The organism is Pseudoalteromonas sp. P1-16-1b (genome assembly GCF_001401785.1).
In the GTDB taxonomy this organism is placed as follows: Bacteria; Pseudomonadota; Gammaproteobacteria; order Enterobacterales; family Alteromonadaceae; genus Pseudoalteromonas; species Pseudoalteromonas undina.
This window is the reverse complement of record NZ_LKGQ01000005.1, coordinates 140,517-166,386: the sequence shown is the minus strand read 5'-3', so window position 1 is coordinate 166,386 and position 25,870 is coordinate 140,517. Positions and strand designations below refer to the sequence as shown.

Below are 25,870 nucleotides of genomic sequence, written 5' to 3'. Positions count from 1 at the left end.
GATTTAAAATGCGTTATTACCGATGCTGTTACTCAGCCGATAAAAGCTCGCGCAGCGCTTGTACTTTTTGGCTGCGGGTGTCTTTATTTTTGGTATAGGCAGGTACATCAGGGAAAATAGCGTCTACCGGTTTGCCAATAATTTTGGCAATAGCGGCAGCCACTTTATAAGAGGTGGTGTGCTGGTAAACAACACTGCTTACATGAGATAGGTTTAGGCCAAGTGCCGCTGCCACAATTGACAGTGAATAGCCTTTTTCTTCAAGTGCTTGTTTTATTTGCTCGGGTTTCATTGTAGAGTACCTTTTGGTTTACATACGCTTTTTGGTTCTTTGGCGAGATTTAAAGTGTATGTTTTTGTTAATGTGTGGTGAGAATAGGACATATATGTCTACATATCAACCCTTGCAAGACATAAATGTCTGTGAATTATTTAAAAAAGAACGTAACCGACTGAATTTAAGTCAAAAAGAAATTGCAGATTTTTTAGGGATGTCATCAAAACAGATCAGTCGATGGGAGACTCAAATTGCAATTCCATCTGATAAATTAGCTTTATTATCTGGTTTAGGGTTTGACACTAATTATATTATTACTGGTATTAGTGGTGATTCATTACCAGTTGCCGCAGCACCAACACAAAGCACAGCGCTGCAAACCAGCCATGCTGATTTAACGGCGGTGCCGCAATACGATTTAGCGGCCAGTGCGGGTGGCGGTGCGTTGGTTATTGCCGAGCACCCTATTGCACGGTTTGAGCTTTCTACCCGTTGGCTGCAACAAAATAACCTACATAATAAAAAGCTGACTGTAGTGCCAGTGCGTGGCGATAGTATGGAGCACACTTTGTATGATGGTGATTTAACGCTAGTGTCGCTAATTGATGACCCTACAGATGCCCGTGAAGGTGTATGTGTACTGCGCTTTGATGATGAGATTTTTGTAAAGCGTATTCAGTACGATTTTAAAAGTAAAGGCTATAATATTACGAGTGACAACAGCGCCTACTCAGGTTTTTTTGTAGATGCGGATGATATTAACGCTGGGCGCTTTAGCGTGCTTGGACGTGTTGAACGTGTATTGCAACGGACACGTAAAGTGGATTGATCGGATTTTAACGCTTATTTTATAAGGAGTTATTTATGAAACGAATTTATATAACTGCTGCTATATGTGCGATTATTATTGGGTGTAGTAAGAAAGAAGATCCACAGACTACACAACTTACCCCACCACCAGAAAATTTCATTAGCCCTTATCGGCTTATTACGTTTAGATTAGAAGCCGTAAGTGATATTTTAAAGGTTGCGCCAAATGCCAACGGTTCAATCATCACGACCACCTCACAATATAAAACACGCTATGACAGCACTGACGGTGTTATTAGCTATTCTGAGATTTACTTGCTGGAGACAGCACCATGTAGCCAAACTGAGTCGTTTGACCCTATAGCAGTGTTAAAAGCTGTTGCGGTCAATTCGCAAAGTTTAGAAGAGCGAGACAGAATGACCCATTTAGCTACTTACTATGATCATAAAGAAAAATTAAAAATTAGTATTACCTGTGAGCAAGACGGAACGCCGATTGTGGTGAGGTTTAGTAATAAGTATTACGGGTATTAAAGGATTTCCATGCCAGAAGTAGATAAAAAATTAGTGCAGGAACTAGCATTGCAGCATAAATTAAGACTAAGAAATGCCCATATTAATAATAATCTTTCTAACACTAATTTGGAGTTTAAAAGGGATCTGGTTAAATTAAGTGAAGGCTTAGATAAAGAATCGATAAAAAATTTAGAAACACACTATCATGAACAAATGCAGGTTACTGACTCATCTGACGAATTAGCTATTAACAATGATTTACTTGATAAGGATTTCACTGCTGTTGAAGTAGCAGAGCTGGATCTATTTAATATGTTACATGATGTAAAAATTGCCAAGACCATAATTTACTCGGTAGTGATTACTTTAGTTGTTATTTTAATTGCATTCATGGGGTTTTAATAAGAATTAACCAATAAGTTTAATTTAGCATTTTTTATGTAACGCACTACACTTGCACTATTGGATTGGAGTAAATATGGATTACGAGCGTGATTGGTTGGATCTTAAAAACATACGTAGGCTTGCTTATAAACACCATAAAATGTTGTTAAGTGAAATTGAGTTTCATCGGATTGAGTTTATTCAGATGGAAATAGATAAAGAACTGTTAATAATCAATAATTATCTTGATGATGAAAAATTTAAATGTTTTAAAGCTTCCTATAGAGAAGAGTTAATGAATTTAAGTATGTTGCGATATCAAAAGTTGTTAGATTAAATAAGCCATTCATGTACTGACAGAATTTTTACCTTGGATTAATTTTCTAGGGGGAGTTTTAATATATGAAGTTAGAACGTGAAGACATACGTGAATTAGCTTTAAAGCATTTCGAGGCAATTGACCTTAGTTACTCTCTTAATAATATGCCACAAGCTCAAGTAAATATTGATGAAGAAATTAATATTATTACCGCTCAGCTTACTACTGAAGAAATTACTTTGTTTAATAAGGTTTATGCTGAAGAGATGAAGTTGATTAATGATTTGTTTGAGCAAAGAGCTGAATACTGGACTAAGGAAGTTTCTAATTTTAAATTTGAAAACTTAGAGGATGAGTTCGAAAGTAAAACTCAGCTAGGAATAGTCTGCTATTTTTTTGTTTTACTTTTTGTTGTACTAGTGATGTTTATAGTTGGTGTGTTTTGGGTTGAAATAAACCCTTTTGTTTTTGGCTTATAGCTTACTATTTTTAAACGGCTGTAAGCATGATTGCCGCATAGTAAATGTATTTAACTTATCGAATTTAAACTAAGCTGGTTTTATAAAGTTGTACTTACTTGTTTGATGGAGGAATAAGATGGACTGGAATAACGAAGAATATATTATTGCTTTGGCAATTAAACATCACCGTATGTTACTGAGTGAGCAAGACAATACAAAAGCGATAATAGAACAAGAACTTCTTAATATTACTGAAAAGCTGACCGATCTGAACAGTTTAAAATTTGAAAAAATCTATTGGCGAAAAACTGTATCATTAATTTCATCATAGAGGCACCAGAAATAATGTCCAAAATTTATTAAGGTTCCCGATATGCCTGAACAAAATAAAACTATAAAGATTTTGGTAACAAAAAACCCCTAGTTAAGGGGCTTTTTCTTTATTTTTTTGTATTAGAGGGCACCAGCATTTCTCTTGATCTTCGGCTATTTTGTTATTTACAAAGTGCTCATAAAGGGTTGTTACTCTAAATAAACCTATACTGAGGGTAACAGTACTTACTAAAGCATAGATAAAGACAAAGTAAGACGCACAATAAAAAATAGCTAGTGCCAGCTTTGATTTATTATGCATGGTAATTAGGTCAAAATAATCTACGTAGGTTTTACAAATCATAGCTAACAATATTGCTAAGACTTGTAGCAAGATAAAGTGTAAAAAAATTGCATTGATCATTGTAAAAGCAGATGGTTTATTATTAAAACATTGACCAAAAGCATTTTTGCATTCAATACACTCGCCACATGGTTTGTCTTGTTCTGCTAAAAAATCTCTAAATTTTTCCGAACCTATAGACATCCACAATGCAAAGCCACCCAAAGAGAACCCAAGTAAGTTAGGCATAATGGAGAGCACATCATCCCACCACCCAAATTTACTCCAGGCAGGAAAAAGGATTCCCGTTATGATTATAGATGCATAAAAATAAGGGCTTGTTAATAATGCAGTAAAGCCGCCATATGCTCTCCAATATCTTGCTATAATGTTATTTGTCATAATAACTTTTTAATAATTTCCTCAATTGAAATTGCCAAGCGTTTAAATGCGTCATATGGAAGTGAATTCTTGATATCAAAATAATCATGTTTGATAAACGGCATATCCTTAGTAGAAATTATTCTTGGTGTGCCTTTTCCATCATAGCCTTTAACAACTAAGCTACCATTATTAGCGGCTATTTTCGCTTCATTTCTAAGCTCTTGATCTACTTGTATTGATTCGCCCGTCTTAGCTGTAATTTTAGTTTCAACTTTAGCTATTTGACGTTCCTCTGCTTTCTTCAAGTATCTCTTTTCAATTTCACCAAACGCATTAGGATTATTTATGATCATATGAATAGTTCGTTTATGCTTCAGCTGTAAAGCTTGTTGCAGTGCTTCTTTTTCAGGAAAGTGAACTACATTTACTTCTCCAAAGTCTTCTTGTAGTTCAGCTGAATTTAGTAACTTTTTAAAAAAATCAACCGCTGTATTAGGTGTTAATTCATTACCTTTGTAATATGCTTCGTAAACGAGAGTATGAGATTCAGGAAAAAAGAAATAAGTAAACCTTGTCGAATTAGGCTTCAAGTTTTCAGGTAAGTTAATTTCAGCAAGGTCTGCATCAGTTGCAAAGTCATTAGTATTTAGATTAAGCCAATCTGCATCTTCTCTAATTTGTGTAAATTTAAAAATATCACCACTTATAGCTGGTACATCGGCTTTAATATCTTTTACCTTTGACTGAGCACAGAGCAGGCCCCAAGTGGTTCCCCTAATGTTAACTTGTTTTTTAAGCGCAAAAGCACTCTCAAATAACTTTTTATACTCTGTGGGTAAATGATTACCTATTGTTATATTTAATGCACCAGCACTTGTTTTTAATTCCATGAGATTCCCTTTAAAAAGATCAAGAACAAAATCAATCCTTGATTAAGCATGTACATTAATTCTAATCATAACGTGTGTAAAGTTGATTAATTAAAAAATCCCTGAAAACGATTTTAAGCACATTAGCTTATGTTATGGCTGTGGTAGCTTAAGTTTAAGTCGTTTAAACGCACTCAATCGAATTTAAACGCGGTTTAAACATAGTTTAACTTGGATTTAAAGTTATGGTTTTATGTTCTGGTGGTTAAGCCATGCTTTATGAAATTGTTGTTTGGTGGGTTTGAACTCTAAATTTAAATCTGTCGCCATATTGAGGTTGTACCTAAGCGTTAAACGAATGTACTCGGATTCGGTAATAATTTGATCAACATATGCCTGATTAAGGTCGGCTATAAACTCTCTGCTTGGGTTTGACTCCAATTTATTGGTAAGTGCTATGTAGAGTTGCGGCATGGCCTCATCGGGGTTTGATGAAAGGTATTTATCTGGGTTGTTGATATATAAATACACACCTAGTCCAATACCAGACAAAAGAAAGTATGCAGATATAGTGATGAGTATTTTATTTAAGGTTTTTAAATGAGCTTGTTTTAGCATAACCATTCCTTGGTTTTTTGATTGTAAATATAATAGATAGGATATAATGTTAACTTTGTATAATAAATACTAAATAATATTTACAGGGATGAGAATGAGCTCGGAAAAAAGAAAACGCACTCTGCATTACAAACATGCTAAATTATCGCAAACCTCAGAAACTTTACAGTCTCTACTAGAAGCACACCTCGACGATGAGAAAAGTGATTTTTACAAAGTAAAGAATCGCCAGAACTCTTTAACGGAAGATGGCAAGGCTGTTCGGTTTATTAATAGCCACAAAAAGCATGGTGGTAACCTCCTTTTATGCCAGTTAGTTCAATTTGAATCTGGACTTAGTCAGTTAACAATTGAGGTAGACGACGCTGCTGGTGCCTACCCATTAAACGTCTTGAACCCTAAAGACATACAAAAAAAGAATTCAAAAGTGAGAGCTGAATTTTTAGACTCAGTATTGTACTTCGGTGTTCTTGAGAATCACGTGATTGTTTGTAGCTCTCAAAGGCTGCAAAGTAAAGAGTTAGAGGCACATTTAAACTGGTTTCTAATGAATCTGACTAGGTCATTAACAACCATGATTATTCTTAGTGACCAACCTACAAAAGAAGCAGTTCAAAAGTTTGAAAAATCACATGCTAAAACAATTAGCTTAGGAAGTGATGTAGTTTATCAACCAACAACCTCAAGTAATGAAGAAGATAAACCAATTATTTATGAGGATAAAAGTGTTAATGAAGCTACGAGTGTTTCTTGGTATCCCAAAACACTTGGTGCAAAGGTAGTGGATCTTTTAAAGCAAGTGGGAGAAATTCCTGATATGGATTTTGATGATGCTCTAGATGATAGTAATCTACGAATGAAAATTGAGTTATCTTTTAATAGAAAAACGACTAAAAAAGGTCAAAAAACAATTGATGCTGTTGCTAGTTCCTTGCGTCATTTTGATCAGGAAGATGTGAAAATAACATTAGCAAATGGTGGTGTACTTCAAGGGGACAAGTTAAAATTAACGAAAGGAGTGAACCTTGAATTCATAAATGGTCAAATAAACGAAAGTGATCTTTACCAAATAATGCTCAGTTGGTTGAATGAAAAAGTAAACAATGATGAGCTAAGGGACGATTTACAGACTTTAAATTAAGTGAGATAAAATGAAAGCCCATACATCTTATATATCTTTCATTTGCTGGTTATGTATTTTCGCTTTTATTCCTGGAACTTTGGTTTTTTGCTTTACAAATGAACTACAAAAATACGGTGCCATAATACCTGTTGTAGTCATTGCAATAGCTATAATTCCGTTCACACTAGCTTTTAATGTACATAAAGATCTAGCAAACATTGGTGATCTAGATGGCTTAACTCAATCTGAAACAGCTAGACTAAAACAGATAGTCAATAGGTCAAAAAGATTTGTAACGGCAAGTGTTGCGGTTCTTTTTGTAGTTGTTTGCTTGGTCGTAGTAGCATTAATAATGATTTCGACGATCAAAGCTAATTACTTATATACAGCAATTGCTGCTATTGGCGGTGCTGAATTATATGTTTTAATGACTTTGCTTACACTACAAAGTAATCTAGGCGAGTTTAAGAGCAATATAGCAAACAGAAAGAAAAATAAAGAAACTCAAAATAAGTTAAAAGAAAAACTTAAGATGAGTAATGAAGAGTAAAAACTATTTCAGGTTCTAAGAAAAATAAACCGCTGTAAAGTCTTTTCCAGCGGTTCAATAGCCACTCCCCGCATACACTGGGTGCCACTTAGTTAGTTTATTGGCACTTGGAACATGGCAAACAAAACAACCCCAAACACCTCTTTTAATTGGTTTGAAGTATTTAGAGCAGGTACACAAATCGACTCTAAAGGCGTTGAGCACACATTTAGCGACGCTGATTTAAACAGCGTAGTCGCTAACTTTAAACCTAAAACCGCACCACTGGTTATTGGCCACCCTAAAATGAACGACCCTGCGTGGGGTTGGGCCAGTGAGCTAAAAGCAGAAGGTGGCTCGTTGTTTGCCAAAGCTGAAGACGTATGCGCTGAATTTGCACAAGCCGTTGAAAGCAAGCGCTACCCTAACCGCTCTGTACGCCTAGAAAAAACTGATAACGGCTATAAGCTGGCCCACATTGGTTATTTGGGCGGCAAGCCCCCTGCCGTTGACGGTTTAGCCTGGCAGTTTAACCAAGCTGATGACGCCGACACACTTACCCTAGAATTTGCTGCCGGTGATATTGACAACATATCGCTGCGCACATCAAACACCCTTACCCGCCTAATGGGCAATTTACGTAGCTTTTTAACTGACCGTTTTGGCAGTGAAGCCGCTGATAAAGTTGTGCCCGACTACGAAAGCGAATGGTTAAAAGAAGAAACCATTATTGCTGAGCACGAACGTGCCAAGGGTGCCGAATTTAGTAAAGGCGATGATGACGCCCCACCACCCCACGAGGACAATGCAATGGATAAAGAAGAAAGAAAGGCGCTACAAGACCAAATTGATGCGGCCAACGCTAAAAATGAAAAGTTGGAATACGCGCAGCGTGTTGCAGCGGCCACCACCTTTATTAACACCGAAATTAATGGCGGCAAAGCCCCGCGCTTAACAAACACAGAGGGTGTGGCTGAGTTTATGGCCAAGCTTGACGATGGCGACACCACCTTTGAGTTTGCAGCCGCAGACGGGAAAAGCCAGGAACTTAAACCTGCAGCGTGGTTTGAAGGTTTTTTAAAGGGCTTGCCTGAGCAAACAGGCTTAACGAGCGAGTTTAATAAAGACGATACCGACGGTGAAAATACCGACGACAGTGCAGAAACACTGGCAGCAAAAGCGCTGGAATTTCAACAATCACAATCTAGCAAAGGCATTGAAATTAGCATTACCGCCGCGTTAGACCACATTAAAAAGGCATAAAACCATGGCACAACCAGGATTTATAAGAAACTTTAGCGCTGAAGACGTTATACCGGCTAACCGCTTAGTAGTTGTATCGGCTGCGGCTGACTTTCATGTTGGGTTAGCGGTTGATGCCAGCGCAATGTATGCCGGTGTTACCGAGCAAGGCACTGACGAGCATTTACGTGTTGATGTGGTAATGACACAAAGCGCGCCTGTTGAATTTGGTACACCATTGATTGCAGGCACGCCAATTGTTGCTGACAGCGAAGGTAAAGCCGTTGAATTTGACCCTGCTAACTTTGTGGGCCAAACCGAAGTATACGTTGCTGGTTGGGCAATGGAAGACGGCGAAGCTGGTGTGATTGGCGACGTGTTTTTAAACCCGCATGTAGTAGCAACAATTCCAAGCGCTTAAGGCGCTTGGGTTAACTTAATTATTAATAGTGAGGATTTGCCATGAGTAATGGTATGCCATTTACCCCCGATGTTGAGCAAACGGCCATAGCCATTGCTTATCGTAATAGATCGTTAGTTGCAGACACGCTTGCCCCTTATTCGCCTGTTGGTTTACGTAACTATAAGTGGACCGAATATAAAAAAGGCGAAAAGTTTACCGTTGTAGACGATAAAATTGGCCGTAAGTCATCGCCGAATCAAGTTGAGTTTAGTGTTGAAGAGAAAACAGGATCAGTTGTTGATTATGGCTTAGCAGATGTTGTGCCGAATGACGATGTAACCAATGCGCCAGTAAACTATAACCCGCGAACTCATGCGGCTGAAAGCTTAACTGACTTAGTTTTGCTTAACCGTGAAATACGTGTGGCCACTATGTATAACAAAGCCGCTAACTTTGGCAGTACTGAATCATTAGCTGCTGCAGGCAAAAAGCGTTTAGATGACCCTACACTTGATATTTTACCGTTTTTTTTAGACATGCTAGATGCACCACTTATGCGCCCTAATGCAATGACATTATCGCAAAGCGTGGCAACTAAACTGCGTACGCATCCTAAGTTACTTAAAGCGTTTAATGGCACTAGTGGCGACCAGGGCTTAGTGCCATGGAGCTACATTAAAGAAGTGCTAGAGCTTGAGCATGTAACCGTTGGCCAAGCGCGCCTAAACACGGCTAAAAAAGGCCAAGCCGTTAACTTACAAAAGGTTTGGCAAGATACCCTGTCGTTTACGTATCACGACCCGCTAGCGTCGTTTAACAACAACCGCATGACCTTTGCACTCACTGCACGTTATGGCTCGCGTACATCGGGCAACCGTGACGTAGCTGCGGGGATAAATGGTGGGGTTGAAATTATGGTAGGCGAATCGGTGCAAGAGCAAATTATTGCAAAAGACTGCGGTATTTTGCTTACTAACGTGCTGACGCCAGCCGGTTAATTATTGTTGTTCCCTGTGTAAAGGCCCCAGTACCGACTTGCTCGGGGCCTTTTTTTACTAACTGAGGTGCCCATGTATACGACAGAACAAGCAGTTATAGATAAAGTTGGCATTAATACGCTGTTGCAATTTGCGACTGCTAAGTTTGCAGCGATAGGTAGCCGCCCAACGCGCGACGATGTTGAAGCAGCGCTATTAAGCGAAACGTACAACGAGTTGCAAGAGCAAATTAATGCCTGGTATGTGCAAGCACAAAAAAATGTAAATGCGGTTATAGCCGGCTATGTATCGCGGTTTGCATTAAACCAAGACGATATAAATAACTCGGTATTGCCAGGCATTGCTAACGATTTAATGCATTGTGAGCTTGCCCCTAACATTGCTGACGAAAACCTTAAAACCCTAAAAAGTAACGCCATGGCAATGCTCGATAAGGTTAGTAAAGGTGTGATCCAAATTAAGGAAGATGCGCCTGCAGGTGCAAGAACTGGGATGCGAACCAAACCTGCAGGCTCTCAATTTAATTGGCCAGGTTATTAAATTGGCGGGTGTATTTATAAATATAACGGGTAATGCACTGCCCCGCTTAACCCAAATTGCAAATACAAGTGGTGAACCCGCTGATGTATTGGATGATATTGGTGCATTTTTAGACATGGACGTTACAACCCGATTTTTACGTGAAGTAACACCCGAAGGCCGTAAATGGGAGCAATCGCAAGCAGCAAAAGACCGTGGCGGTTTAACACTAACAGATGATCGCAACCTTGCAGGCTCGGTAACGCACAACGTAAACGGCAATACGCTTGAGCATGGCTTAGGTGAAAAGTACTCAGCAATACACCATTTTGGTGGTGAAACAGGCCGCAATAAAAACGTTAAGTTACCCGCGCGGGCAATTATTGGTATAGCAGCTGTGCAAGAAACTGAGATTAACGACATTATTACTGATTGGTTAATTTAAAGAGCATTTAAATGGCATTTAACTTTGATTTAAACAACATAGAAACCCTGCTAAGTAACACAGTGATTAATGCAACGGTAGGGTTTGCTAGCGACTTTAACCATGTGCGCGAGCATGCTGTACACAGTGCCCAGTTGTTTGTATTGCCGCTGGCCGATGACAACACCAACACTAATGAAGTACATGGCCTTGACGAATACCAAATTAAAGATGTGTTTGCAGTGATGATTGTGATCCCCTGCTCTGCAGGTAATGCCCATAGCGATATGCAAATAAAGCAATTGCGCAGTGATGTTAAAACCGCTGTAGCAGGTTGCCAGTTCGCAGGTTGGAACCCTATAAAGCTTGATAAGGGCCGCACAATTGAGCTTAGCAAGCAAACTAATAACTTAATTTACCAATGTCAGTTTAGTGTAACTGGCCTACATACCGTAACAGTGAAGGTGATGCCATGAGCAAACAGACCGAGCCGCAATCGAGTAAACCCGCTGAAAAACAGGCTGACGTTAACATAAAGCCTAAAATGTCCCGCGCGATGACGATTGCCCAAAACGTTAACCAGGCTTTAGCTAAAGCAAAAGGTAACAGAGACGAGATAGCCGGCGCTTTTAACTTAAAAAGCGGTGAGCTAATTAAAGTGGAGAGTAAATCATGAGCAGTTGGCGATTTAAAGACAAACTCATTTTAGCCGATGCCCTGGGCACAACTTTAACGGGCCTGCATGCCATTTATGCCAGTGACGTTGAATTATCGCTTGAAAGCGAAAGTGAAAAAGACGAGCTAGAAACCAGCTACAGCGGTGCCAGTATGGAAACCTTTTATGGTGAACATATAAGCCTTAACTTTAAAACCCCACTTGCAATGAGTGGCACAGCCGGTAACGAACCTGCGTTTGCCCCGCTGCTACTTGCTTGCGGCATGGTGCAAGTTGCCGATGCAACAAGCGTTACCTTTACAAAAGGGGCCGCTGTTGCAGTTACATGCTTAGTACGCTTTGGTAAAAACACCCACAACATTAGCGAAATGAAAGGCAATGTGAGCTTTGCGCTTGAAAAAGGTAAGCCCATGCTTAACTGGCAGTTTAAAGGCTTGTTTAGTGCGCCGGTTGCAAGTACTGCCGCCCCTGCGGTTGATTGGGAGCGTTGGGTACGCCCTGAAGTACTTGGCGTAAGTAATAGCAGTGATTTTAAGCTTAACGATGTTAAACGTACGCTGCACAAAATTACCATTGATTTAGGTAATAACGTGGTGTTTGACCGTGCTATTAACCACGAAGAAATAATGATAACCGGTCATGAGAGCAGCGCTAATTTTACGCTAACAGCAGAAGAGTTAACCAGTTTTAACCCGTTTGATGACGTTGCTAAAGTGCAAATGTTTGAGTTTACCCATGGCACCGCCACAGGTAAAAAAGTAACCATTATTGGCCGTTACCAAATGCCATGGCCTAAATACACCAGCCTGGACTCAGAATTAACCGGTTATGAGTTTGACGGCAAGCTAGTGCCCAGTGGCGCAGGCTATGACGAACTAACGATAGTGTTTGAGTAAGTTAGTTATTCATAAATAACAAATTAGGACAGCAAAAATGAAATTAAAACTATTAAACGCGTTAAAAAATGCGGTTATAAGCGCCCCGCTTAATTTTGAATTTGGTGGGCTACCTTTTAAGTTTACGGCAAAAATTAAACTGGTACCTGAAAGTGAGCTTAAAACACTGACTGAAACACAAGGCGCGAGTGATGGCGAAATAGTACGCGAGCTATTAGTGGGCTGGGATGACTTTATTGATGATGGTAAAGACGTGCCATTTGATAAAAGTACCCTTGAAGAGTTGCTTGTTTATAGTGGACTAACTGCCCGCTTAAGTGTTGAGTGCATTAACGCCCAATACCGTATCACTGAAAAAAACTAGCCGATGTTGCTAGGTGGTTTTTGGGCGACCTAGCAGCAGACAGTAAAACCCTTGATGATGACGAAGCCCATTTTGGCGCACCTAAACAGGTTGTGCAACACGATGAGGAAACATTGTTTGTATTGCCCCAAAACCACACGGCTGTATTGGCATTAACTACCGCCAGTAGCCAGTGGCAACGGGATAACGACGGGGTAGAAATTGCCCTTGATTATGCCAGGGCTGATATAGCCTGGCGCTATGCAAATATAACCCTTAATCCCGATGATTTTGCAAAACTGCAAACTTTAGAGCGCACCATAATTGGACTAATAAGGCGACCCGATGAGCAACAACTTGAATTTGGCGTTACGCTTAAGTTATGACGGTAAAGCAGTTACCACCGGTGCGCGCCAAAACGTAAACGAACTAAACCGCATACCCCAAGCAGTACAGCGCCAAGTTGCTGCTAACCAGCAATTAGGCGCAAGCCAAGCCCGCATTATGCAGCAGCAAGGCGCAATGACCCGCCAACTTGGGATAATGAATACCGCCTATGTACAAATAGGCGCAACACTCACGACTTTAGTGGGTATTGGTACCGCGACTATGTTTGTGCGTGATACCGGCGCTGCACAATTACTTGATACTCGCTTAAAAGGATTAACGGGCTCAGCTGAAAACTATGCCAAAGTACAAGAGTATTTATTTGCTACATCTGATCGCTTAAACACCGGTTACACCACCCTTGCCGACTCTTACAGTAAAATTTTAACCCTACAAGAGGTTGGTGTTGTTACTCAAACTCAAGGTAAAGCCATTTTAGAGGGTATGGCCAATGCCGCCGCTAAAACGGGGGCCAGTAATGTGCAGCTTGGGCAGAGTTTGTTTGGTATGACACAAGGGATGACTGCCGGCGTTTTACGTGCAGAAGAGCTAAACCAAGTAACCGAGCCTATGCCAGGGCTTTTACAAAAACTCGATAAAGCAGCAGGTAAAGCTGCTGGTGGTTTTAGGCAAATGGTGAACGATGGCCAAGTAACCAGCCAGATGTTTAAAAATTACCTTATTAAAGCACTTAACGATTACGCCGGTGCGGCTGAGGCCACCGAGGGTAAAATAAACGCCAGCTTTGCGGAAATGGGTAATGAGTACCAGCGCTTAATACGCAAGTATGAAGAGCCTGTAAACTTTGCTGTTACCAGCGTGGTTGATTCTATTACCGATACCATGGCGTATTTACGTGCAAACGAAGAGGCTGTGGATAATTTAGTGGTGGCAACCGGTGCATTAGCTACTGTATTAACCGGCCATTTAGTGGCAGGGTTAAGTGCCAGTGCTGCGGGTTATGTAACTAGCGTTGCGGCAAAGAACCGCGCGTTAATTGCGGATGCAGCCCTTGCAAAACAAAACCAGGCTAATGCGTTTTTAGAGCTACAGCGCGCCGCACAAATGAAAGCATATGCACAGCATACGCTTGCTGTGGCTAATACCACCAACTTACGCATTGCAGCTGTTGCCCGTTTGGCTGCTGCTAATACGCGCTATACAGCAACACAAGCCGCTGCTACTACCGCTACCAACATTTATACTGCTGCCGCTGGGCGTGCAACGTTAGCCGCACGTGGTCTTAGCACAGTAATGGGCTTGTTAGGTGGACCCGTTGGATTACTGGTAACGGCTGGGCTTGGCCTTGCCTACTTTGCAAGCCAGGGCGATGACGCTACCGACTCAGTTAATAAACTAAAAGAAGCCAGTAAAGACCTAAACCCGTATGCCAATTTAACCAGTAGCCAGGCACAAGGTTTACTACTAATGGCACAGGGCCGCATTAAAAATGCGATTCAAATGGCTGATGAAGCGCGGGAACGTTTTAATAACCCGTTTTTAAAAGGCAAGTTTTCTGACGTTGAAGCTGCACAACAGCGCGTTACTGATTTAAAAAATGAAATTGTGGCGCTACAACAAGTGCTTGCCATTAAAGAAACAGAAAAGCCTAAGCCTGCCTCTGTTAGCTCAAGCGCCCTGCCCGATAACATTAAGCGTTTAGAAGTAAGCCTAATGGGCGAAGAAGCCCGCTTAAAAGATAGCTACGAAAAACGTAAGCAAATGGTCATTGTTGCTCGTGAGAACGATACGGCTAACAAAGTTAAATACAACGCCATTTTAAAACAGCTTGATGTTAAATACGGTGAAGACCTAAAAGCAATTACACAAAAACGTGAAACCGAAAAAACACGTATACAAAACCAAGCTGAAGAAAAACGTAAAAACGATTTACAACGCGATTTAGAAACCCGTATTGCTACCGTTAAAGGCTTTGCTGGGCGTGAAGCACTTGCCGCTTATAATAACGAACTAAGTGTAGAGCAAGCACGCCAACAAGCACGGGTTGATGCTAAACGCCGATCACAATTAGGTTTAGCGGCCAATGATGAAAATGGCGAGCTTAAATATAACGCAGATAACCAAATTCGTGAGTTAGAGCGCCAATCTGAACTTAATGCTGCAAATGGCTACCATAGCCAACGTGAAGCGAGTGAAGCCGCACACCAAGAACGGTTGATGCAAATTAAAACACGCGACACAGGTGCTTTACAAAGCAACATTTTAGCGTTTGCTAACTTTGAGAAAAAAACAGAAGCTGAAAAATCTAGCGCCATTGTTGGCTTGGGTGCCAGTACTTTTAAAACAATGGCTGGACAAAGTAAAACAGCATTTAAAGCCTATAAAGCGTTTGCAATTGCGCAAGCTGTTATAAATACCTACCAAGGTGCAACAGCTGCTTATACGTCTTTGGCCCCTATTCCCATTGTTGGTCCAGTGTTGGGTGGTGTTGCAGCTGCGGCAGCGGTTATGATGGGCTTACAACAAGTTCGCCAAATAAAAGCTCAGCAACCGGCTGGTATTGCGCACGGTGGTTTAGATTATGTGCCGAATGAATCTACCTACGTATTACAACGTGGTGAGCGTGTCTTAAGCCCGAAACAAAATACTGAAATTAGCCAAATGGCACGGCGTTACAACGCAGGTGGTGCGGCTAATGATAGTGGCGGCTCTGGTGGTGTAAATATACATATAACCAACCAAATTACGGTGCAAGGTGGTGCTAATGAGCAAACATCGCAAGCGGTTGGCCAAGACATTGCACGCCAGGTGGTTGGGGTTGTTGTGGCTAATATACAAAGTAATGGGGCAATTATTCGTGCGGTTCGGGGGGCTGCTTAGTTGTTAAGTATTTGAGATTGGTGTAAAAAGGAATTTTGAAAACGAGGGAATGTGCCCATATGATTTCTAAAACATCCAACATTTTACCGTGGCTATTAGTTTTACCTTTTATTTTATTGATGGTCTTTATTAGTATGTTTTATTCAGATTTTCCTGAATACATTGGAACTAAACAGTCTTGGTTGAGTACAGCAAATATTGTAAATGGATTTGTGACCCCAATGCTTACTTTGGCAACAATTATCCTGTTATTTATGACTTGGAATGAAACAAGGAAAACCCTTAGAGCTTTTCAAGTAAAAGAAGAGCTGGAATTAATTAGTAGAGTTGCTAATAAGCTAGAAAGAAACTTTGATGAGAAGAATAGTTTAAACTCAATGATGACTGATAATTTCACTTTTTCATTGACATACAAACTTACTGAATTTGCTTTACAGAACGATGAAGAAACAGATAAATTGATAAAGTATTTTGCAAAGCTTCAAGTTAACAAAGAAAATCATAAAGTAAATAATGTGAAAGAATGCACAAGCAAATTAACTAACTTTATACTTGATACTAATTTATCAAAAAAGGATTTGCTGTTAAAAACTTCTGGAAACTTAAACCAATCAAATCGCTCAATAAATTTTATAATCTGCCAAATTGCACAGGGTGCAGACTTTCCAAACTATGACTTGATGGAAGTATTTTCGTGTGAATTCAAACGAAATGCTAAATATGACACAGATATAAATTTATTTAACAAGTTGGTAGATAGGATTATGGAGATTAGTGACGAATCGACAAAAAAGAAACTGTTTAATGAGTTAATGTTTTACTTTCAGGCTGACTTATTAGATGTTTTAATCAAGCTTCATGGTAATGTAGATAGCAATTTATATATCGCCAATAGAGCAATGTAAACCCCTTTCCAGCCGAAAGCTTTCCCCCTAAATTTTATACTCGTTACCAGTGTTTTATTATGAAACTTGGTAACGATGCAACTACTCCCCCTACCCAAACGCCCTAAAAGCTCTAACTTTACGTTAGTGCCCAATAGCCAAACCCATTTAAACAAAGCCAATAACGCCACTGAGGTTTATGACCTTGAAGGTGCTTACTGGGAATTTGAAATTGAACTTGCCAATGTGCCTGAGCGTGATGCATTAGCCCTTGATGGCTTTATTGCTAGCCTACGTGGCCAAGTGGGCACGTTTACGTTAATTGATTACCGTCGTGAACAGCTAGATAAAGACTTTACGGGCTATGTGCGCGGTGCAAACCAAGACGGTAATATTTTAAATTTATATGCGCTACCCGCTAACCAAACCTTACTGGTTGCTGGCGAACGTATGCAAGTGGGCGTTGGCCAAAACACTGAACTTAAAATATTAACGGCTGACTTGGTAAGTGACTCAGCTGGCCAAGCGACGGCTATTTTTGAGTCTCCTGTACGAAAAATACCTGCAGAAAATACCCTTATTACATTTAAGCAACCAGCTGGGTTGTTTCGACTTGCTGATAATAAGCAAGGGCTTGCTAGTGCGCAGTATAAAAACGGCATAGTTACCAGCTGGAAAATTAAAGGGCGTGAGGCGTTTTAATGGAGAGCTTAAACTCAGGGTTACTTGCGGATTTAGCCACCAGTGGCCGCGCTCGCTTTTTTGTGCGACTCGCGCTTAAAAGTGGCGATGTATTGCTGCACACAGGCGTAGGCGAGCGCCGATTTGCTAACTTAACTTGGCACGGCGTGGGTATGCTTGGCACTGTAAGTGAAATACCCGCTAATGATAACAACGACAGCGCCCGCATACGTTTAACCCTACACACTCAAGACCAGGCAATTTTAGCCGAAGTGGCCGAAAACGACCCGATAAGCCAGGCCTGCGAAATTTACCTTGTTACTGTTGATGAACATTACCGTGTTAGCCAAAGCCAGTTACTTGAAAGCGGCTACATTGTGGCGTGTGATGTAGAGCGCGGCGATGTATCGCAAGTGCAGCTTAGTGTTGCAGGTGAAAGTGAGCGCTGGAAAGACGCACGGCTACACCAACGTTGGAATGATGCGACCCAAAAAGCCCTTTACCCGGGCGATGTGTTTTTTAGTGAGCAAGCCACGACCAACAAACAAAACCTACCTGATACACAACCTGGTAAATACATAGGAGGCAACCGCTATGAACGCCAGCGCTAAACTTGCTGCTTTTATAAACCGCCGCAACTGTGAGCCCTTTAAATGGGGTAAAAACGATTGCTGCTTATTGGTAGCCGATTGGGTGCTATTTGCTACCGGTAACGATGTAGCTGACGATTTTAGGGGTAAATACCGCACTAAAAGTGGTGCATTTAAACAACTATTTAAACGTGGTTTAAACGATGTTGAAAGCGTGTTTAAAGACCGTTTAAACCCCGCTATACCTGTTAACTATGCTCGACGTGGTGACTTGGCTTTAGTTGAGTTTAAAGACGAATATGTAGGCGGCATTGTAACAGTTAACGCAGTAGTATGTGTTGGCGAAAACGGCTTAGTGACGTTACCAATGGACACGGTAAAAGCGGTTTACCCATTGGAGCCGCGAAATGTCTAAGGTAGTTGATACGGTTGTAAATGTTGTAGACAGCATATTTGAAGTAACAGGGCTTGGTGCGCTTTGGGACTCATTATCACCTGATGTGCCTGAAAAAGATTTAGCCACGCTTGGCCAAGGCTTACAAAAAGGCATAGACCAACCCCGCCGTATTACATTTGGTCGTGACCGCGTTGGCGGTGTTATTGCCCACCAAGCTGAAGTTGAAAAAGGCGGTAAAAAATGGATGCAGTTAATTGTATTGATTAATGGAGCCCCTATTGATGCCCTTGAAGAGATTTACATTGTTGATAAAAAGCTCACTGATTACCCAAGAGAAAGTTGGGATTACTCTTTAAGCAATGGCCGCCAAACCACAGCTAACGCAAAAGCGGTGGCTAAGATGGCGGGATGGACGAGTGAACATGTTGGCTTTGGCCAAAGCTATGTTTTTATTGAAATGGAAAATAATCGTGAAGTGTTTGAAGATGGCATAAACGATATGGGCTTTTTAATACGGGGGGCCCGTGTATGGGACCCACGAGATACAGCCCAAAACCCTGACGATGAAAGTACCTGGCTTTGGAGCCAAAACGCCGTACTGTGCGCCCTGCACTATGTGCGTTTTTATGGAGCCCATGAGGTTCCTTTTGAACGTTTACCGTTACAGTGGTGGATTGCTGCCATTAACGTGTGTGATGAAGATGCCGAATTTACCGACGCTGATGGCGTTGTTTCCACCGAGCCGCGTTACACAACCAATGGTAGCTTTACATTTAGCTCTAAGCCGCTTGAAGTGTTAGGCCAGCTAGAAGCGTGTTTTGCGGGTAAAATATTTAGGCAAATGGGCCAGTGGTATGTACGCGTGGGTGCCTGGTATGGCGAACCGACCTACACCATTAATGCTGATGATGTTCACGGTAATATTAAAATTAAATGGCATGCTGATTTACGAGAGCGTGCCAATGTTGTGCGTGCTACGTTTACCGACCCCGAACAAAACTACGATCGTACAGACGCGCCGCCTGTTGTGTCTGCAGGGTATCAGGCTATTGATAATCAAATATTAGAAAAGTCTATATCACTCCCCTTTGTGCGCAGTAGTACTACAGCACAACGCCTGGCGACAATACATTTAGAACAAACACGTTTAGGCGAAATAGAGTTACCCCTCAAACACAAAGGCTTGGCTGCAGCTGTTGGCCGTACTGTGTACTTAAACTTACCTGGCGAATCGATAAATAATAAGGTTTACCGTGTAACAGAGCGTCGCTTTAGGTTAGATGGTGGCGTGACCTTAATGTGTGTTGAAGACGGCCCCGATTTATGGGCTGATAACATAATACCTGGTGCGCAGGATTTAACACCAAACAGTGACTATTTAGTGGGCAAACCACAGCCTATTTTTGATGTACGGGTAACAGTGGATGGTGATGGAAATGGCATAATAAAATGGACCCATCCGACCCCGCTTGCTGTTCATGAATACGATGTTGAGTTTATTAATACTGCTGCAAACGAGCAGGTATTTAAAACATCGGTAACATACACCCAAGTAACTATTCCTAACTTGCAACTGGGAGAATACACCGCGCGTATTAGCGCTAAAAACATATTTGGCCAGCGCTCACTCCTTGTTGCTGTGCAATTTAGTGTGCAGACCCCTACCTTGCCGACTGTGTATGTAACTGTTGATTATAACCAAATTACATTAACTGCTAATATTGCCGCAGCAGGTATTGGCACCGCGTTTGAATGGGAGTTTTTGGGAACAGCTGAACAACCGCAAAGCGGTGAACGTGTGCTAGCACAGATTTATAACCGTATTGGTTTAAAAGGCGAAACTGAATATAAATTTAGAGTGCGCAGCGTTAATCATCTGGGCGCAAGTGACTGGGTTAATGTAACAGCCACTACGACCACCGTTGATTTAACCAAGTACATTAATAATGTTGAGTTAACCCAGCTAAGTGAAGATGCACAAACGTTAATTGAGGATATGAACCAGCAAGTTGATCGCTTGCGCCCTAGCACTGAAAACAACTTACCCGCCGTACTTGAGCAAACAGTTAGTGATTTAAATCTTGAAAAGCGCCACCGCCAAGACATTGAAAAAGGGGTACTGGATTTATCAGCAAATTACACCAACTGGCGACAAGAATACGAGCGAAGACAATTAGGTAACGAGCGCTTAATTGATGCAGTGGTATACGTTGACCCTGAAAACGGCCTAATCGTTAACCGTGCGTTTTCATACACCGACGAAGCATTTAAAGAGGCCAATCTATTAATCGACGGCTTAAACACCAGTATAGCCCTGCAAGCTAACCGCATAACACAAAGCGATACCCGTTTGACTCAGGCCGAGGGAGAGCTTGAAGTACAAGCAGGAAAAATAAACCAGCGCGCCACATTTACAGAAATGCGTACCGAAATAGCCGGTGCCATTGAAGCATTAACCCCTGCGTATAGCTGGCACTTTAACACCTCAACTGAGGGATTTGCGGGCGATGTAACATACAGCGCACTTGGGTATGTAACACTTAACACCACGGCTTACACGCCCGCGATTAGCTTTATTGCTGATGAAAACCCCATGCTACGCATTCGCTTTAGAAAACACGCCAATTCCCCGTGGTTAGGTAATATTTATTTAGGTGAGTCGCAGTTATTAGTGAACGTGTTAGAGCCAGAAACAGAAAGCTGGGAAACACGAAACATCGACCTAAGCACCGAAGATGGCTACACCGGTGAAGTTGCGGGCTTAAAGTTTGACTTAGGCCATGTTGATGTTGATTTTATTGAAATAGGCAAACGTGGTGTAAACGATTTAGCGCTCAATGATATAACTGCCCGCGCCACCATGCTAGAAAACGACATAGACGCCGCTACAGGGGTAATGGCGCAGTATGCAACCACTAAATGGGTTGATGAATTTGGCTATCAAACAGAGTCAAATGTAAACCAAATACTCGACACATTTAACAGCACGTATCAAGTGAGCGCCTCACTTAAACAGCTAACCGATAACGACACCCTTGAAAAAGCAAACGCTGCCCAGCAGTTTATTAACGGCGCAGAGGCGTACATTAAAACGCAAATCACCGCGTTTAATGCCGCCGAGGGCGGTATTGATGCTAAGTTTTCAAACGTTGAGCAAAACTTAGACGCCATTAGCGGCACTATCAGCGATAACATTGTGCAAGTGCGTGGGCTTGAACTAGAGCTTAAAAACGCAAACTTAAACGATGTGATTGCCGCCGCTAACCAGTTAATTCAAGGCAATGAACTTGCACAGCAAAGCGTAAAGTTAGCCGTTGCACAACGTAACTTAAAAGCCAATGCCACCGACATTGAAGCCGTTGCCCAAGAGTCACTAGAGCTAAGTGCCCTGCTAGGGCAAAACCAATCACAAATACAGGTTTTAAATACCGCTTTTGTGAATGAGCAGCAAGCCACGGTCGCGCGCGACGAGCGCTACCAAGCAACGTTTGATAACGTAACAGCACGTTTTAGTGATGTAACCACGGCCATTGCCACCATTGACCAAGCAAACACCGTTCGCGATCAAGAGTTTGAATCCTTTGTTGCCGATACGGTATCAAGCTTTGACGAAGTGGCCGAAACCTTTGCAAGCCAAAATCAAGCGTACACAACGCTTGAGCAAAACCTAACCTCAAAAATTAACACTGATACCGCTAACGCAAAAGAACAAGCCATTGCCACAGCGCAAGAGTACACCCGTACTGCAGTGGGTTACTGTTTAGATGCCCAAGGCAATATCACTGACAGTAACGATGCTGTGCAATGTGTTGCTGATGGTGGGTCGTGGGTTAATGGGCCATTGGCTGAATTTATTGCCAACATGCAAATAAGTGATGGTTCAAGTAGCGCCAGCATTAAGCAGCTACGCCAAGTATTTAAAACGGTTGATGGCCAGTTAGTTGCCCGTGGCGGCTGGCAGTTAGACAACAACGGTCGCGCTGTCGGTGTGGTGGGTTATAACGATGGCCAAGTGGGTAACTTAGACTTGGTGGGCGATGTAATTCGCCAAGGCTTTATGGTTGGCAATACCTTTGTACCCACGTCATACCTCGACAACACCGACCCTGCCAACCCTGTGCATAACTTTAAGGGGCGGTTAATTTTAGGTGATGGCCATACAGTTGAAAGCCTTGAAGATATAAAAGCGCAGGATGGTAAAGACTCAGGCAGCATTAACCTTGCTGACCACTCAGAGGAATGGGTAATTGGTCGCCGTGGTTCACAAGGCCCATTTATTCAAAATGGGTCGAATAATGAAAATACCATTATTGCAGATACAGGCCCATTAGGTACCGTCGAATCAATATGGTATGCACAAGCGGGTAATAATAGCTCAGATGGTGGTTGGAATATGAATAATATTCCAATTAACCATGAAAAAACCTATCGCTTTTCAGTATGGATGAAACAAGAAATTGGCATTGCTAATAGCTTGTATTTAGGTTGCGATGATTGCTTAACATTATCAGGAGTTACAAATACCAACCCTTATTTTTGGTCGGGTGATTTACCCCAGATAAATAAGTGGTATTTAGTTGTTGGCGTATTGCATTCATCTAAAAAAAACAGTGGCACTATCTCGGGTTTGTCAGGGGTATATGACCCAGCAACGGGTAAACGTGTATTGGTAGGTACCGATTTTAAAAGTATCGCTAATCGCAATGTGCAAACTCACCGTGCTTATCGTTATTACGTAACGAATCAAAGCCACACGGCTAAATTTGCGCGCCCACGTTTAGAGGTAATGGACGGTGGCGAGCCCTCAGTATTTAGCTTACTGGGCACCCTTACAACCACCGACCCTGGCACCCGAGGCGCAGGGCGTTATGATATTGGTACCGCAACGGGTGGTTGGTCTAACACCACCGCTAATAATGTTGTTCCTAATGGTGTACCGGTAACGGGTGATGTCGTGACAATATTTAAGGCAAGCGATCCTAAAGTACAAACCACTAAGCGCTATACCGGTTCAACGTGGCAATCATATGCGCTACACATCCATGGCAGCGCCTTAATTGAGGATACCTTGGACGGTAACGTATTACGTGCGGGTACCCGTATCGAATCGCCGCGTATTGATTTGATCGGCGGTTCGTTTATGAAAGTTGAATATGCACCAGGCTTTGGCCCAAACAATTTGTGGTACTGGTATGGCCCCAAAATATTAAGTAACGGGGTTCCTAACCTTGGTGCATTAACAAAGGCAAATGCAACAGAGTGGAAAGACACAGCGGGTAACTCGTACTTTGGTGGGTCAATTACTGCCGGAACTTACACAACAGCATTAACTACAACAAGCTTAGCCGCAGACGCTAACGTCACCATTGGTCCTTTTGGTTCAAATGGTGGTGTTATCAATATCGTATGTTCGTTGCAGTTTGATTCTAGTGCGTCGGGTTCAAGTTCGGGGCCAGCGGGTAAGCCCTCAGACCCAGCTTACACCATTCAACTATTAGAATTGATTGGCAGTACATGGTACGCAAGGCAAACACAAACATATAATGGCTCGGGGAGTATTATACGTAATGAGTATGATATGGAAACCCGCCGTTATTTTTGGCTACTAAATCAATCTTGCTCAGGCTCATTTACCTATACAGATGGTAAAAGAACAACCACGAACCGAACTTATAAGCTTGTAATAACCAGCAGAACAGGCGCCAATATCTCAGGGTCATGGCGTCCAACGCAAAAGCTATCTATTATTTCTCAAGAGGATTAACCATGGCAACCTATACCGCCAATCAAGTAAGCATAAATAACGGCTCAAAGCTCGTTACTGTTAATAGCAATGAAAGCCCTGAAAGCGTAAGCCAAGGTGATTTTATTCAAATAGCTAACTACCCGCTGGCCGAAATAAACCGTACTTTTTTAGACGCAAACAGCAATCATATTATTGAGTTGGTTAAAGTTTGGAAACACAGCGACCAAATAACCCAGCCTGCGATTGTGCTACCTACTACGGTAAATTTTAAAAGCACTGTGCAGGCGCTTAAAAATGCAAACACTTTAGTCAACGACAACACTCAAGCTATGCAAGATTGGCAGACTAAACTTGGTAGAGTTGCATTTAATAATGTAGATGGGTCGAAAGTAACCATTAAAACAATGCTGCAAATGGAAACAGACTTTAATTCGTTAATGTCAAGAGTACAGGCACTCATACCTATGCAGGCTTTTGATGTTTATGTACTCATTGGTGATTCAATCACAAATCAATCTGTAGAAAATAGAGAAGAATTATTAAAGCAAAGTTTTATTGAGTCAGGTTTTAGCTCAGAAGTTGAAGTTTATGGCACTGGCTTGTCTGGACATACAACAAAGACATTCACAGAAAAGTTTTTAGGCCAAGTGCCACCCACTACCTCATCATTACTTTTATCTGATTATGAAACACTGCTTGCAGGCAAAAGAGTTCTCTTTATTGACGTGCTGCGAACAAATGATTGGAAAATGATTTGTAGTAATGGCGTTGATTATGATGTTCAAAAAGCAGAATGCGAGCAATGGACTGAAATTCTTGTAAATGCAATAAAAGCTTCAACACTAAATGCTGACTATGCTATAGCAAGCCAGCCTTAAAATGACTGGAGAAACATAAATGTAAGGGGTTCTCAGGGTTTTGATATTATGGACGGTAACGCTCCTGTGTATGATCAATCGGTAGCTTGGCAGTATGATGTTGTTGAAGCGCTATGCAAAAAGCACTCACCAAACTGGTATGCAAATGACCGCTGTTATTTTGATTTTTTTGCGCATACTAGAAATTACTTTAGATATTGGCTTGGTTCTGATACTGATTCAATTCACCCAGTAATCAATACATCTGAATTATATAGAAACTACTTTGCACACAGGGCTTATAAGGCATCCATTAATTCAATATCAATTGTGCCTATGGAAAATCTGTACGATTACACTTTAGCCGTTAACTTGCTTGCTGGTGAAACATGTATATTTGATTTTGCTAGAACGTACAGTAATGGTATTGCCGATCAAGACGGAATCCAAAAAGATACAAGAATAAACTTAGTTGCAGCGGGTAGTTTAAGAGAAACAACGATTAAAAAATCTGATGGTTCATTAATTGGAGGTCGTAGTTATTTAATAACCGGTGGTGAAAATAGTAGACAGACCACTGGCCAAGGAAACCCTGGTAATAGCTCAGTATCATTAGAAAACCACTACTTACTTAAGAGCAATCAATATGTGAGGGCTGGCGAGGTTATGAGTATCGTTATTACAGGCTTGCCGGAAAATTCAGTTTACGATCTTTCAATTACAGCAGCCTACAATGTGTCGTCTGCATCATCAAAAGTGACTGCAAATGGCGTTGTAATTTCACTTTCAAATACCGCTGTGTCTGATGGTGTAGTTCCTATTGCCACTGAAAGCGTTACTGTGGGTGATGACGGTAAAATTAATGCAACTCTTGAGTCTCTTGATGGTCTGGGTGTGGGTGCCCTTGCAGGTATATCCCTAACGAGAACGGCTTGATCTTAAGAGCCCTTCAAAGCACTTTTAATCAACACGATTAACTGATGAAGTAGATTGAAAAAACAGCATTTAAACATAAGTTTTAATTTTCAGTAGCTCATATCT

General features: G+C 41.4%; 30 protein-coding genes. 26 read left to right on the top strand and 4 right to left on the bottom strand.

Annotated elements, in window-relative coordinates:
• Window positions 1-28 precede the first annotated feature (28 nt).
• On the bottom strand, window positions 29-292 hold the full coding sequence (locus AN392_RS06115; protein WP_055012182.1) for a helix-turn-helix domain-containing protein: 264 nt from the start codon (window positions 290-292) through the stop codon (window positions 29-31).
• Window positions 293-386: 94 nt separating this feature from the next.
• Here AN392_RS06115 and AN392_RS06110 point away from each other — a divergent pair, with 94 nt between their 5' ends.
• The 6 genes from AN392_RS06110 (at window position 387) to AN392_RS06085 (ending at window position 3,098) form a co-directional block, all read left to right on the top strand.
• A complete protein-coding gene (locus AN392_RS06110) occupies window positions 387-1,106 on the top strand; it encodes a S24 family peptidase (protein WP_055012181.1) in 720 nt (239 codons plus the stop codon).
• Window positions 1,107-1,141: 35 nt separating this feature from the next.
• The gene (locus AN392_RS06105; protein WP_055012180.1) at window positions 1,142-1,621 is read left to right on the top strand and encodes a hypothetical protein; all 480 of its coding nucleotides are present in this window, start codon (window positions 1,142-1,144) and stop codon (window positions 1,619-1,621) included.
• 9 nt (window positions 1,622-1,630) lie between these two features.
• Window positions 1,631-2,005 (top strand): hypothetical protein, encoded by a 375-nt coding sequence (locus AN392_RS06100; protein ID WP_055012179.1) that lies wholly within the window; start codon window positions 1,631-1,633, stop codon window positions 2,003-2,005.
• A gap of 76 nt (window positions 2,006-2,081) precedes the next feature.
• Window positions 2,082-2,324: a hypothetical protein gene (locus AN392_RS06095; RefSeq protein ID WP_055012178.1), complete on the top strand. Its 243-nt coding sequence runs from the start codon at window positions 2,082-2,084 to the stop codon at window positions 2,322-2,324.
• Between the two features lie 65 nt (window positions 2,325-2,389).
• The gene (locus AN392_RS06090) at window positions 2,390-2,785 is read left to right on the top strand and encodes a hypothetical protein (protein WP_055012177.1); all 396 of its coding nucleotides are present in this window, start codon (window positions 2,390-2,392) and stop codon (window positions 2,783-2,785) included.
• Between the two features lie 118 nt (window positions 2,786-2,903).
• Window positions 2,904-3,098: a hypothetical protein gene (locus AN392_RS06085; protein WP_055012176.1), complete on the top strand. Its 195-nt coding sequence runs from the start codon at window positions 2,904-2,906 to the stop codon at window positions 3,096-3,098.
• A 93-nt stretch (window positions 3,099-3,191) separates the two neighbouring features.
• On the opposite strand, the gene AN392_RS06080 is transcribed toward AN392_RS06085, so the two are convergent.
• The 3 genes from AN392_RS06080 to AN392_RS06070 all read right to left on the bottom strand — a co-directional run bounded on the left by AN392_RS06080 (window position 3,192) and on the right by AN392_RS06070 (window position 5,293).
• Window positions 3,192-3,824: a hypothetical protein gene (locus tag AN392_RS06080; RefSeq protein WP_055012175.1), complete on the bottom strand. Its 633-nt coding sequence runs from the start codon at window positions 3,822-3,824 to the stop codon at window positions 3,192-3,194.
• Window positions 3,821-4,696 (bottom strand): DUF4747 family protein, encoded by an 876-nt coding sequence (locus tag AN392_RS06075; protein ID WP_055012174.1) that lies wholly within the window; start codon window positions 4,694-4,696, stop codon window positions 3,821-3,823. The genes AN392_RS06080 and AN392_RS06075 overlap by 4 nt, the downstream gene beginning before the upstream one ends.
• Window positions 4,697-4,918: 222 nt before the next feature.
• Window positions 4,919-5,293, bottom strand: coding sequence for a hypothetical protein (locus tag AN392_RS06070; RefSeq protein ID WP_055012173.1), 375 nt, complete (start codon window positions 5,291-5,293; stop codon window positions 4,919-4,921).
• Between the two features lie 94 nt (window positions 5,294-5,387).
• Here AN392_RS06070 and AN392_RS06065 point away from each other — a divergent pair, with 94 nt between their 5' ends.
• The 20 genes from AN392_RS06065 to AN392_RS05970 all read left to right on the top strand — a co-directional run bounded on the left by AN392_RS06065 (window position 5,388) and on the right by AN392_RS05970 (window position 25,765).
• Window positions 5,388-6,434 carry a hypothetical protein gene (locus AN392_RS06065; protein WP_055012172.1) on the top strand — a complete coding sequence of 349 codons (1,047 nt, stop codon included), beginning with the start codon at window positions 5,388-5,390 and terminating at the stop codon, window positions 6,432-6,434.
• A 10-nt stretch (window positions 6,435-6,444) separates the two neighbouring features.
• On the top strand, window positions 6,445-6,966 hold the full coding sequence (locus tag AN392_RS06060; RefSeq protein WP_055012171.1) for a hypothetical protein: 522 nt from the start codon (window positions 6,445-6,447) through the stop codon (window positions 6,964-6,966).
• A gap of 114 nt (window positions 6,967-7,080) precedes the next feature.
• Entirely contained in the window at window positions 7,081-8,208 is a 1,128-nt protein-coding gene (locus AN392_RS06055) for a hypothetical protein (RefSeq protein ID WP_055012170.1), read from the top strand.
• Window positions 8,209-8,212: 4 nt separating this feature from the next.
• Window positions 8,213-8,608, top strand: coding sequence for a hypothetical protein (locus AN392_RS06050; protein WP_055012169.1), 396 nt, complete (start codon window positions 8,213-8,215; stop codon window positions 8,606-8,608).
• Window positions 8,609-8,649: 41 nt separating this feature from the next.
• On the top strand, window positions 8,650-9,588 hold the full coding sequence (locus AN392_RS06045; RefSeq protein ID WP_055012168.1) for a hypothetical protein: 939 nt from the start codon (window positions 8,650-8,652) through the stop codon (window positions 9,586-9,588).
• A gap of 72 nt (window positions 9,589-9,660) precedes the next feature.
• On the top strand, window positions 9,661-10,128 hold the full coding sequence (locus AN392_RS06040) for a hypothetical protein (RefSeq protein WP_055012167.1): 468 nt from the start codon (window positions 9,661-9,663) through the stop codon (window positions 10,126-10,128).
• Window position 10,129: 1 nt separating this feature from the next.
• The gene (locus AN392_RS06035; protein ID WP_055012166.1) at window positions 10,130-10,552 is read left to right on the top strand and encodes a phage virion morphogenesis protein; all 423 of its coding nucleotides are present in this window, start codon (window positions 10,130-10,132) and stop codon (window positions 10,550-10,552) included.
• Window positions 10,553-10,563: 11 nt separating this feature from the next.
• On the top strand, window positions 10,564-11,007 hold the full coding sequence (locus AN392_RS06030; RefSeq protein ID WP_055012165.1) for a hypothetical protein: 444 nt from the start codon (window positions 10,564-10,566) through the stop codon (window positions 11,005-11,007).
• On the top strand, window positions 11,004-11,207 hold the full coding sequence (locus AN392_RS06025) for a hypothetical protein (RefSeq protein WP_055012164.1): 204 nt from the start codon (window positions 11,004-11,006) through the stop codon (window positions 11,205-11,207). The genes AN392_RS06030 and AN392_RS06025 overlap by 4 nt, the downstream gene beginning before the upstream one ends.
• Window positions 11,204-12,103 (top strand): hypothetical protein, encoded by a 900-nt coding sequence (locus AN392_RS06020; RefSeq protein ID WP_055012163.1) that lies wholly within the window; start codon window positions 11,204-11,206, stop codon window positions 12,101-12,103. Before AN392_RS06025 ends, AN392_RS06020 begins: the two co-directional genes overlap by 4 nt.
• A gap of 37 nt (window positions 12,104-12,140) precedes the next feature.
• Entirely contained in the window at window positions 12,141-12,467 is a 327-nt protein-coding gene (locus tag AN392_RS06015) for a hypothetical protein (RefSeq protein WP_055012162.1), read from the top strand.
• A 20-nt stretch (window positions 12,468-12,487) separates the two neighbouring features.
• Window positions 12,488-12,832, top strand: a complete 345-nt coding sequence (locus AN392_RS06010; protein WP_055012161.1) for a hypothetical protein — start codon at window positions 12,488-12,490, stop codon at window positions 12,830-12,832.
• Window positions 12,792-15,674 (top strand): tape measure protein, encoded by a 2,883-nt coding sequence (locus AN392_RS06005; protein ID WP_055012160.1) that lies wholly within the window; start codon window positions 12,792-12,794, stop codon window positions 15,672-15,674. The genes AN392_RS06010 and AN392_RS06005 overlap by 41 nt, the downstream gene beginning before the upstream one ends.
• A 59-nt stretch (window positions 15,675-15,733) precedes the next feature.
• Window positions 15,734-16,579 (top strand): hypothetical protein, encoded by an 846-nt coding sequence (locus AN392_RS06000; RefSeq protein ID WP_055012159.1) that lies wholly within the window; start codon window positions 15,734-15,736, stop codon window positions 16,577-16,579.
• A gap of 75 nt (window positions 16,580-16,654) precedes the next feature.
• Complete coding sequence (locus AN392_RS05995; RefSeq protein ID WP_055012158.1) at window positions 16,655-17,260, top strand: hypothetical protein; 606 nt, start codon at window positions 16,655-16,657, stop codon at window positions 17,258-17,260.
• A complete protein-coding gene (locus tag AN392_RS05990) occupies window positions 17,260-17,850 on the top strand; it encodes a hypothetical protein (protein WP_055012157.1) in 591 nt (196 codons plus the stop codon). Before AN392_RS05995 ends, AN392_RS05990 begins: the two co-directional genes overlap by 1 nt.
• Window positions 17,834-18,244, top strand: a complete 411-nt coding sequence (locus AN392_RS05985; protein ID WP_055012156.1) for a DUF6950 family protein — start codon at window positions 17,834-17,836, stop codon at window positions 18,242-18,244. The genes AN392_RS05990 and AN392_RS05985 overlap by 17 nt, the downstream gene beginning before the upstream one ends.
• Window positions 18,237-23,990, top strand: coding sequence for a phage tail protein (locus tag AN392_RS05980; protein ID WP_055012155.1), 5,754 nt, complete (start codon window positions 18,237-18,239; stop codon window positions 23,988-23,990). Before AN392_RS05985 ends, AN392_RS05980 begins: the two co-directional genes overlap by 8 nt.
• A 2-nt stretch (window positions 23,991-23,992) precedes the next feature.
• Window positions 23,993-24,850 (top strand): hypothetical protein, encoded by an 858-nt coding sequence (locus AN392_RS05975; protein WP_055012154.1) that lies wholly within the window; start codon window positions 23,993-23,995, stop codon window positions 24,848-24,850.
• 48 nt (window positions 24,851-24,898) lie between these two features.
• Complete coding sequence (locus AN392_RS05970; protein WP_055012153.1) at window positions 24,899-25,765, top strand: hypothetical protein; 867 nt, start codon at window positions 24,899-24,901, stop codon at window positions 25,763-25,765.
• Window positions 25,766-25,870: the final 105 nt, after the last annotated feature.

Excerpts from the sequence above, each read along its gene's own strand:
- AN392_RS06110 (WP_055012181.1), top strand. The coding sequence starts at position 387 with ATGTCTACATATCAACCCTTGCAAGACATAAATGTCTGTGAATTATTT.
- AN392_RS05980 (WP_055012155.1), top strand. The coding sequence starts at position 18,237 with ATGTCTAAGGTAGTTGATACGGTTGTAAATGTTGTAGACAGCATATTT.
- AN392_RS06090 (WP_055012177.1), top strand. The coding sequence starts at position 2,390 with ATGAAGTTAGAACGTGAAGACATACGTGAATTAGCTTTAAAGCATTTC.
- AN392_RS06045 (WP_055012168.1), top strand. The coding sequence starts at position 8,650 with ATGAGTAATGGTATGCCATTTACCCCCGATGTTGAGCAAACGGCCATA.
- AN392_RS06040 (WP_055012167.1), top strand. The coding sequence starts at position 9,661 with ATGTATACGACAGAACAAGCAGTTATAGATAAAGTTGGCATTAATACG.
- AN392_RS05970 (WP_055012153.1), top strand. The coding sequence starts at position 24,899 with ATGGACGGTAACGCTCCTGTGTATGATCAATCGGTAGCTTGGCAGTAT.
- AN392_RS06070 (WP_055012173.1), bottom strand. The coding sequence starts at position 5,293 with ATGCTAAAACAAGCTCATTTAAAAACCTTAAATAAAATACTCATCACT.
- AN392_RS06020 (WP_055012163.1), top strand. The coding sequence starts at position 11,204 with ATGAGCAGTTGGCGATTTAAAGACAAACTCATTTTAGCCGATGCCCTG.
- AN392_RS05990 (WP_055012157.1), top strand. The coding sequence starts at position 17,260 with ATGGAGAGCTTAAACTCAGGGTTACTTGCGGATTTAGCCACCAGTGGC.
- AN392_RS06105 (WP_055012180.1), top strand. The coding sequence starts at position 1,142 with ATGAAACGAATTTATATAACTGCTGCTATATGTGCGATTATTATTGGG.
- AN392_RS06080 (WP_055012175.1), bottom strand. The coding sequence starts at position 3,824 with ATGACAAATAACATTATAGCAAGATATTGGAGAGCATATGGCGGCTTT.
- AN392_RS06100 (WP_055012179.1), top strand. The coding sequence starts at position 1,631 with ATGCCAGAAGTAGATAAAAAATTAGTGCAGGAACTAGCATTGCAGCAT.
- AN392_RS06065 (WP_055012172.1), top strand. The coding sequence starts at position 5,388 with ATGAGCTCGGAAAAAAGAAAACGCACTCTGCATTACAAACATGCTAAA.
- AN392_RS06075 (WP_055012174.1), bottom strand. The coding sequence starts at position 4,696 with ATGGAATTAAAAACAAGTGCTGGTGCATTAAATATAACAATAGGTAAT.
- AN392_RS06085 (WP_055012176.1), top strand. The coding sequence starts at position 2,904 with ATGGACTGGAATAACGAAGAATATATTATTGCTTTGGCAATTAAACAT.
- AN392_RS05985 (WP_055012156.1), top strand. The coding sequence starts at position 17,834 with ATGAACGCCAGCGCTAAACTTGCTGCTTTTATAAACCGCCGCAACTGT.
- AN392_RS06015 (WP_055012162.1), top strand. The coding sequence starts at position 12,141 with ATGAAATTAAAACTATTAAACGCGTTAAAAAATGCGGTTATAAGCGCC.
- AN392_RS06055 (WP_055012170.1), top strand. The coding sequence starts at position 7,081 with ATGGCAAACAAAACAACCCCAAACACCTCTTTTAATTGGTTTGAAGTA.
- AN392_RS06030 (WP_055012165.1), top strand. The coding sequence starts at position 10,564 with ATGGCATTTAACTTTGATTTAAACAACATAGAAACCCTGCTAAGTAAC.
- AN392_RS05975 (WP_055012154.1), top strand. The coding sequence starts at position 23,993 with ATGGCAACCTATACCGCCAATCAAGTAAGCATAAATAACGGCTCAAAG.
- AN392_RS06095 (WP_055012178.1), top strand. The coding sequence starts at position 2,082 with ATGGATTACGAGCGTGATTGGTTGGATCTTAAAAACATACGTAGGCTT.
- AN392_RS05995 (WP_055012158.1), top strand. The coding sequence starts at position 16,655 with ATGCAACTACTCCCCCTACCCAAACGCCCTAAAAGCTCTAACTTTACG.
- AN392_RS06000 (WP_055012159.1), top strand. The coding sequence starts at position 15,734 with ATGATTTCTAAAACATCCAACATTTTACCGTGGCTATTAGTTTTACCT.
- AN392_RS06005 (WP_055012160.1), top strand. The coding sequence starts at position 12,792 with ATGAGCAACAACTTGAATTTGGCGTTACGCTTAAGTTATGACGGTAAA.
- AN392_RS06025 (WP_055012164.1), top strand. The coding sequence starts at position 11,004 with ATGAGCAAACAGACCGAGCCGCAATCGAGTAAACCCGCTGAAAAACAG.
- AN392_RS06115 (WP_055012182.1), bottom strand. The coding sequence starts at position 292 with ATGAAACCCGAGCAAATAAAACAAGCACTTGAAGAAAAAGGCTATTCA.
- AN392_RS06050 (WP_055012169.1), top strand. The coding sequence starts at position 8,213 with ATGGCACAACCAGGATTTATAAGAAACTTTAGCGCTGAAGACGTTATA.
- AN392_RS06060 (WP_055012171.1), top strand. The coding sequence starts at position 6,445 with ATGAAAGCCCATACATCTTATATATCTTTCATTTGCTGGTTATGTATT.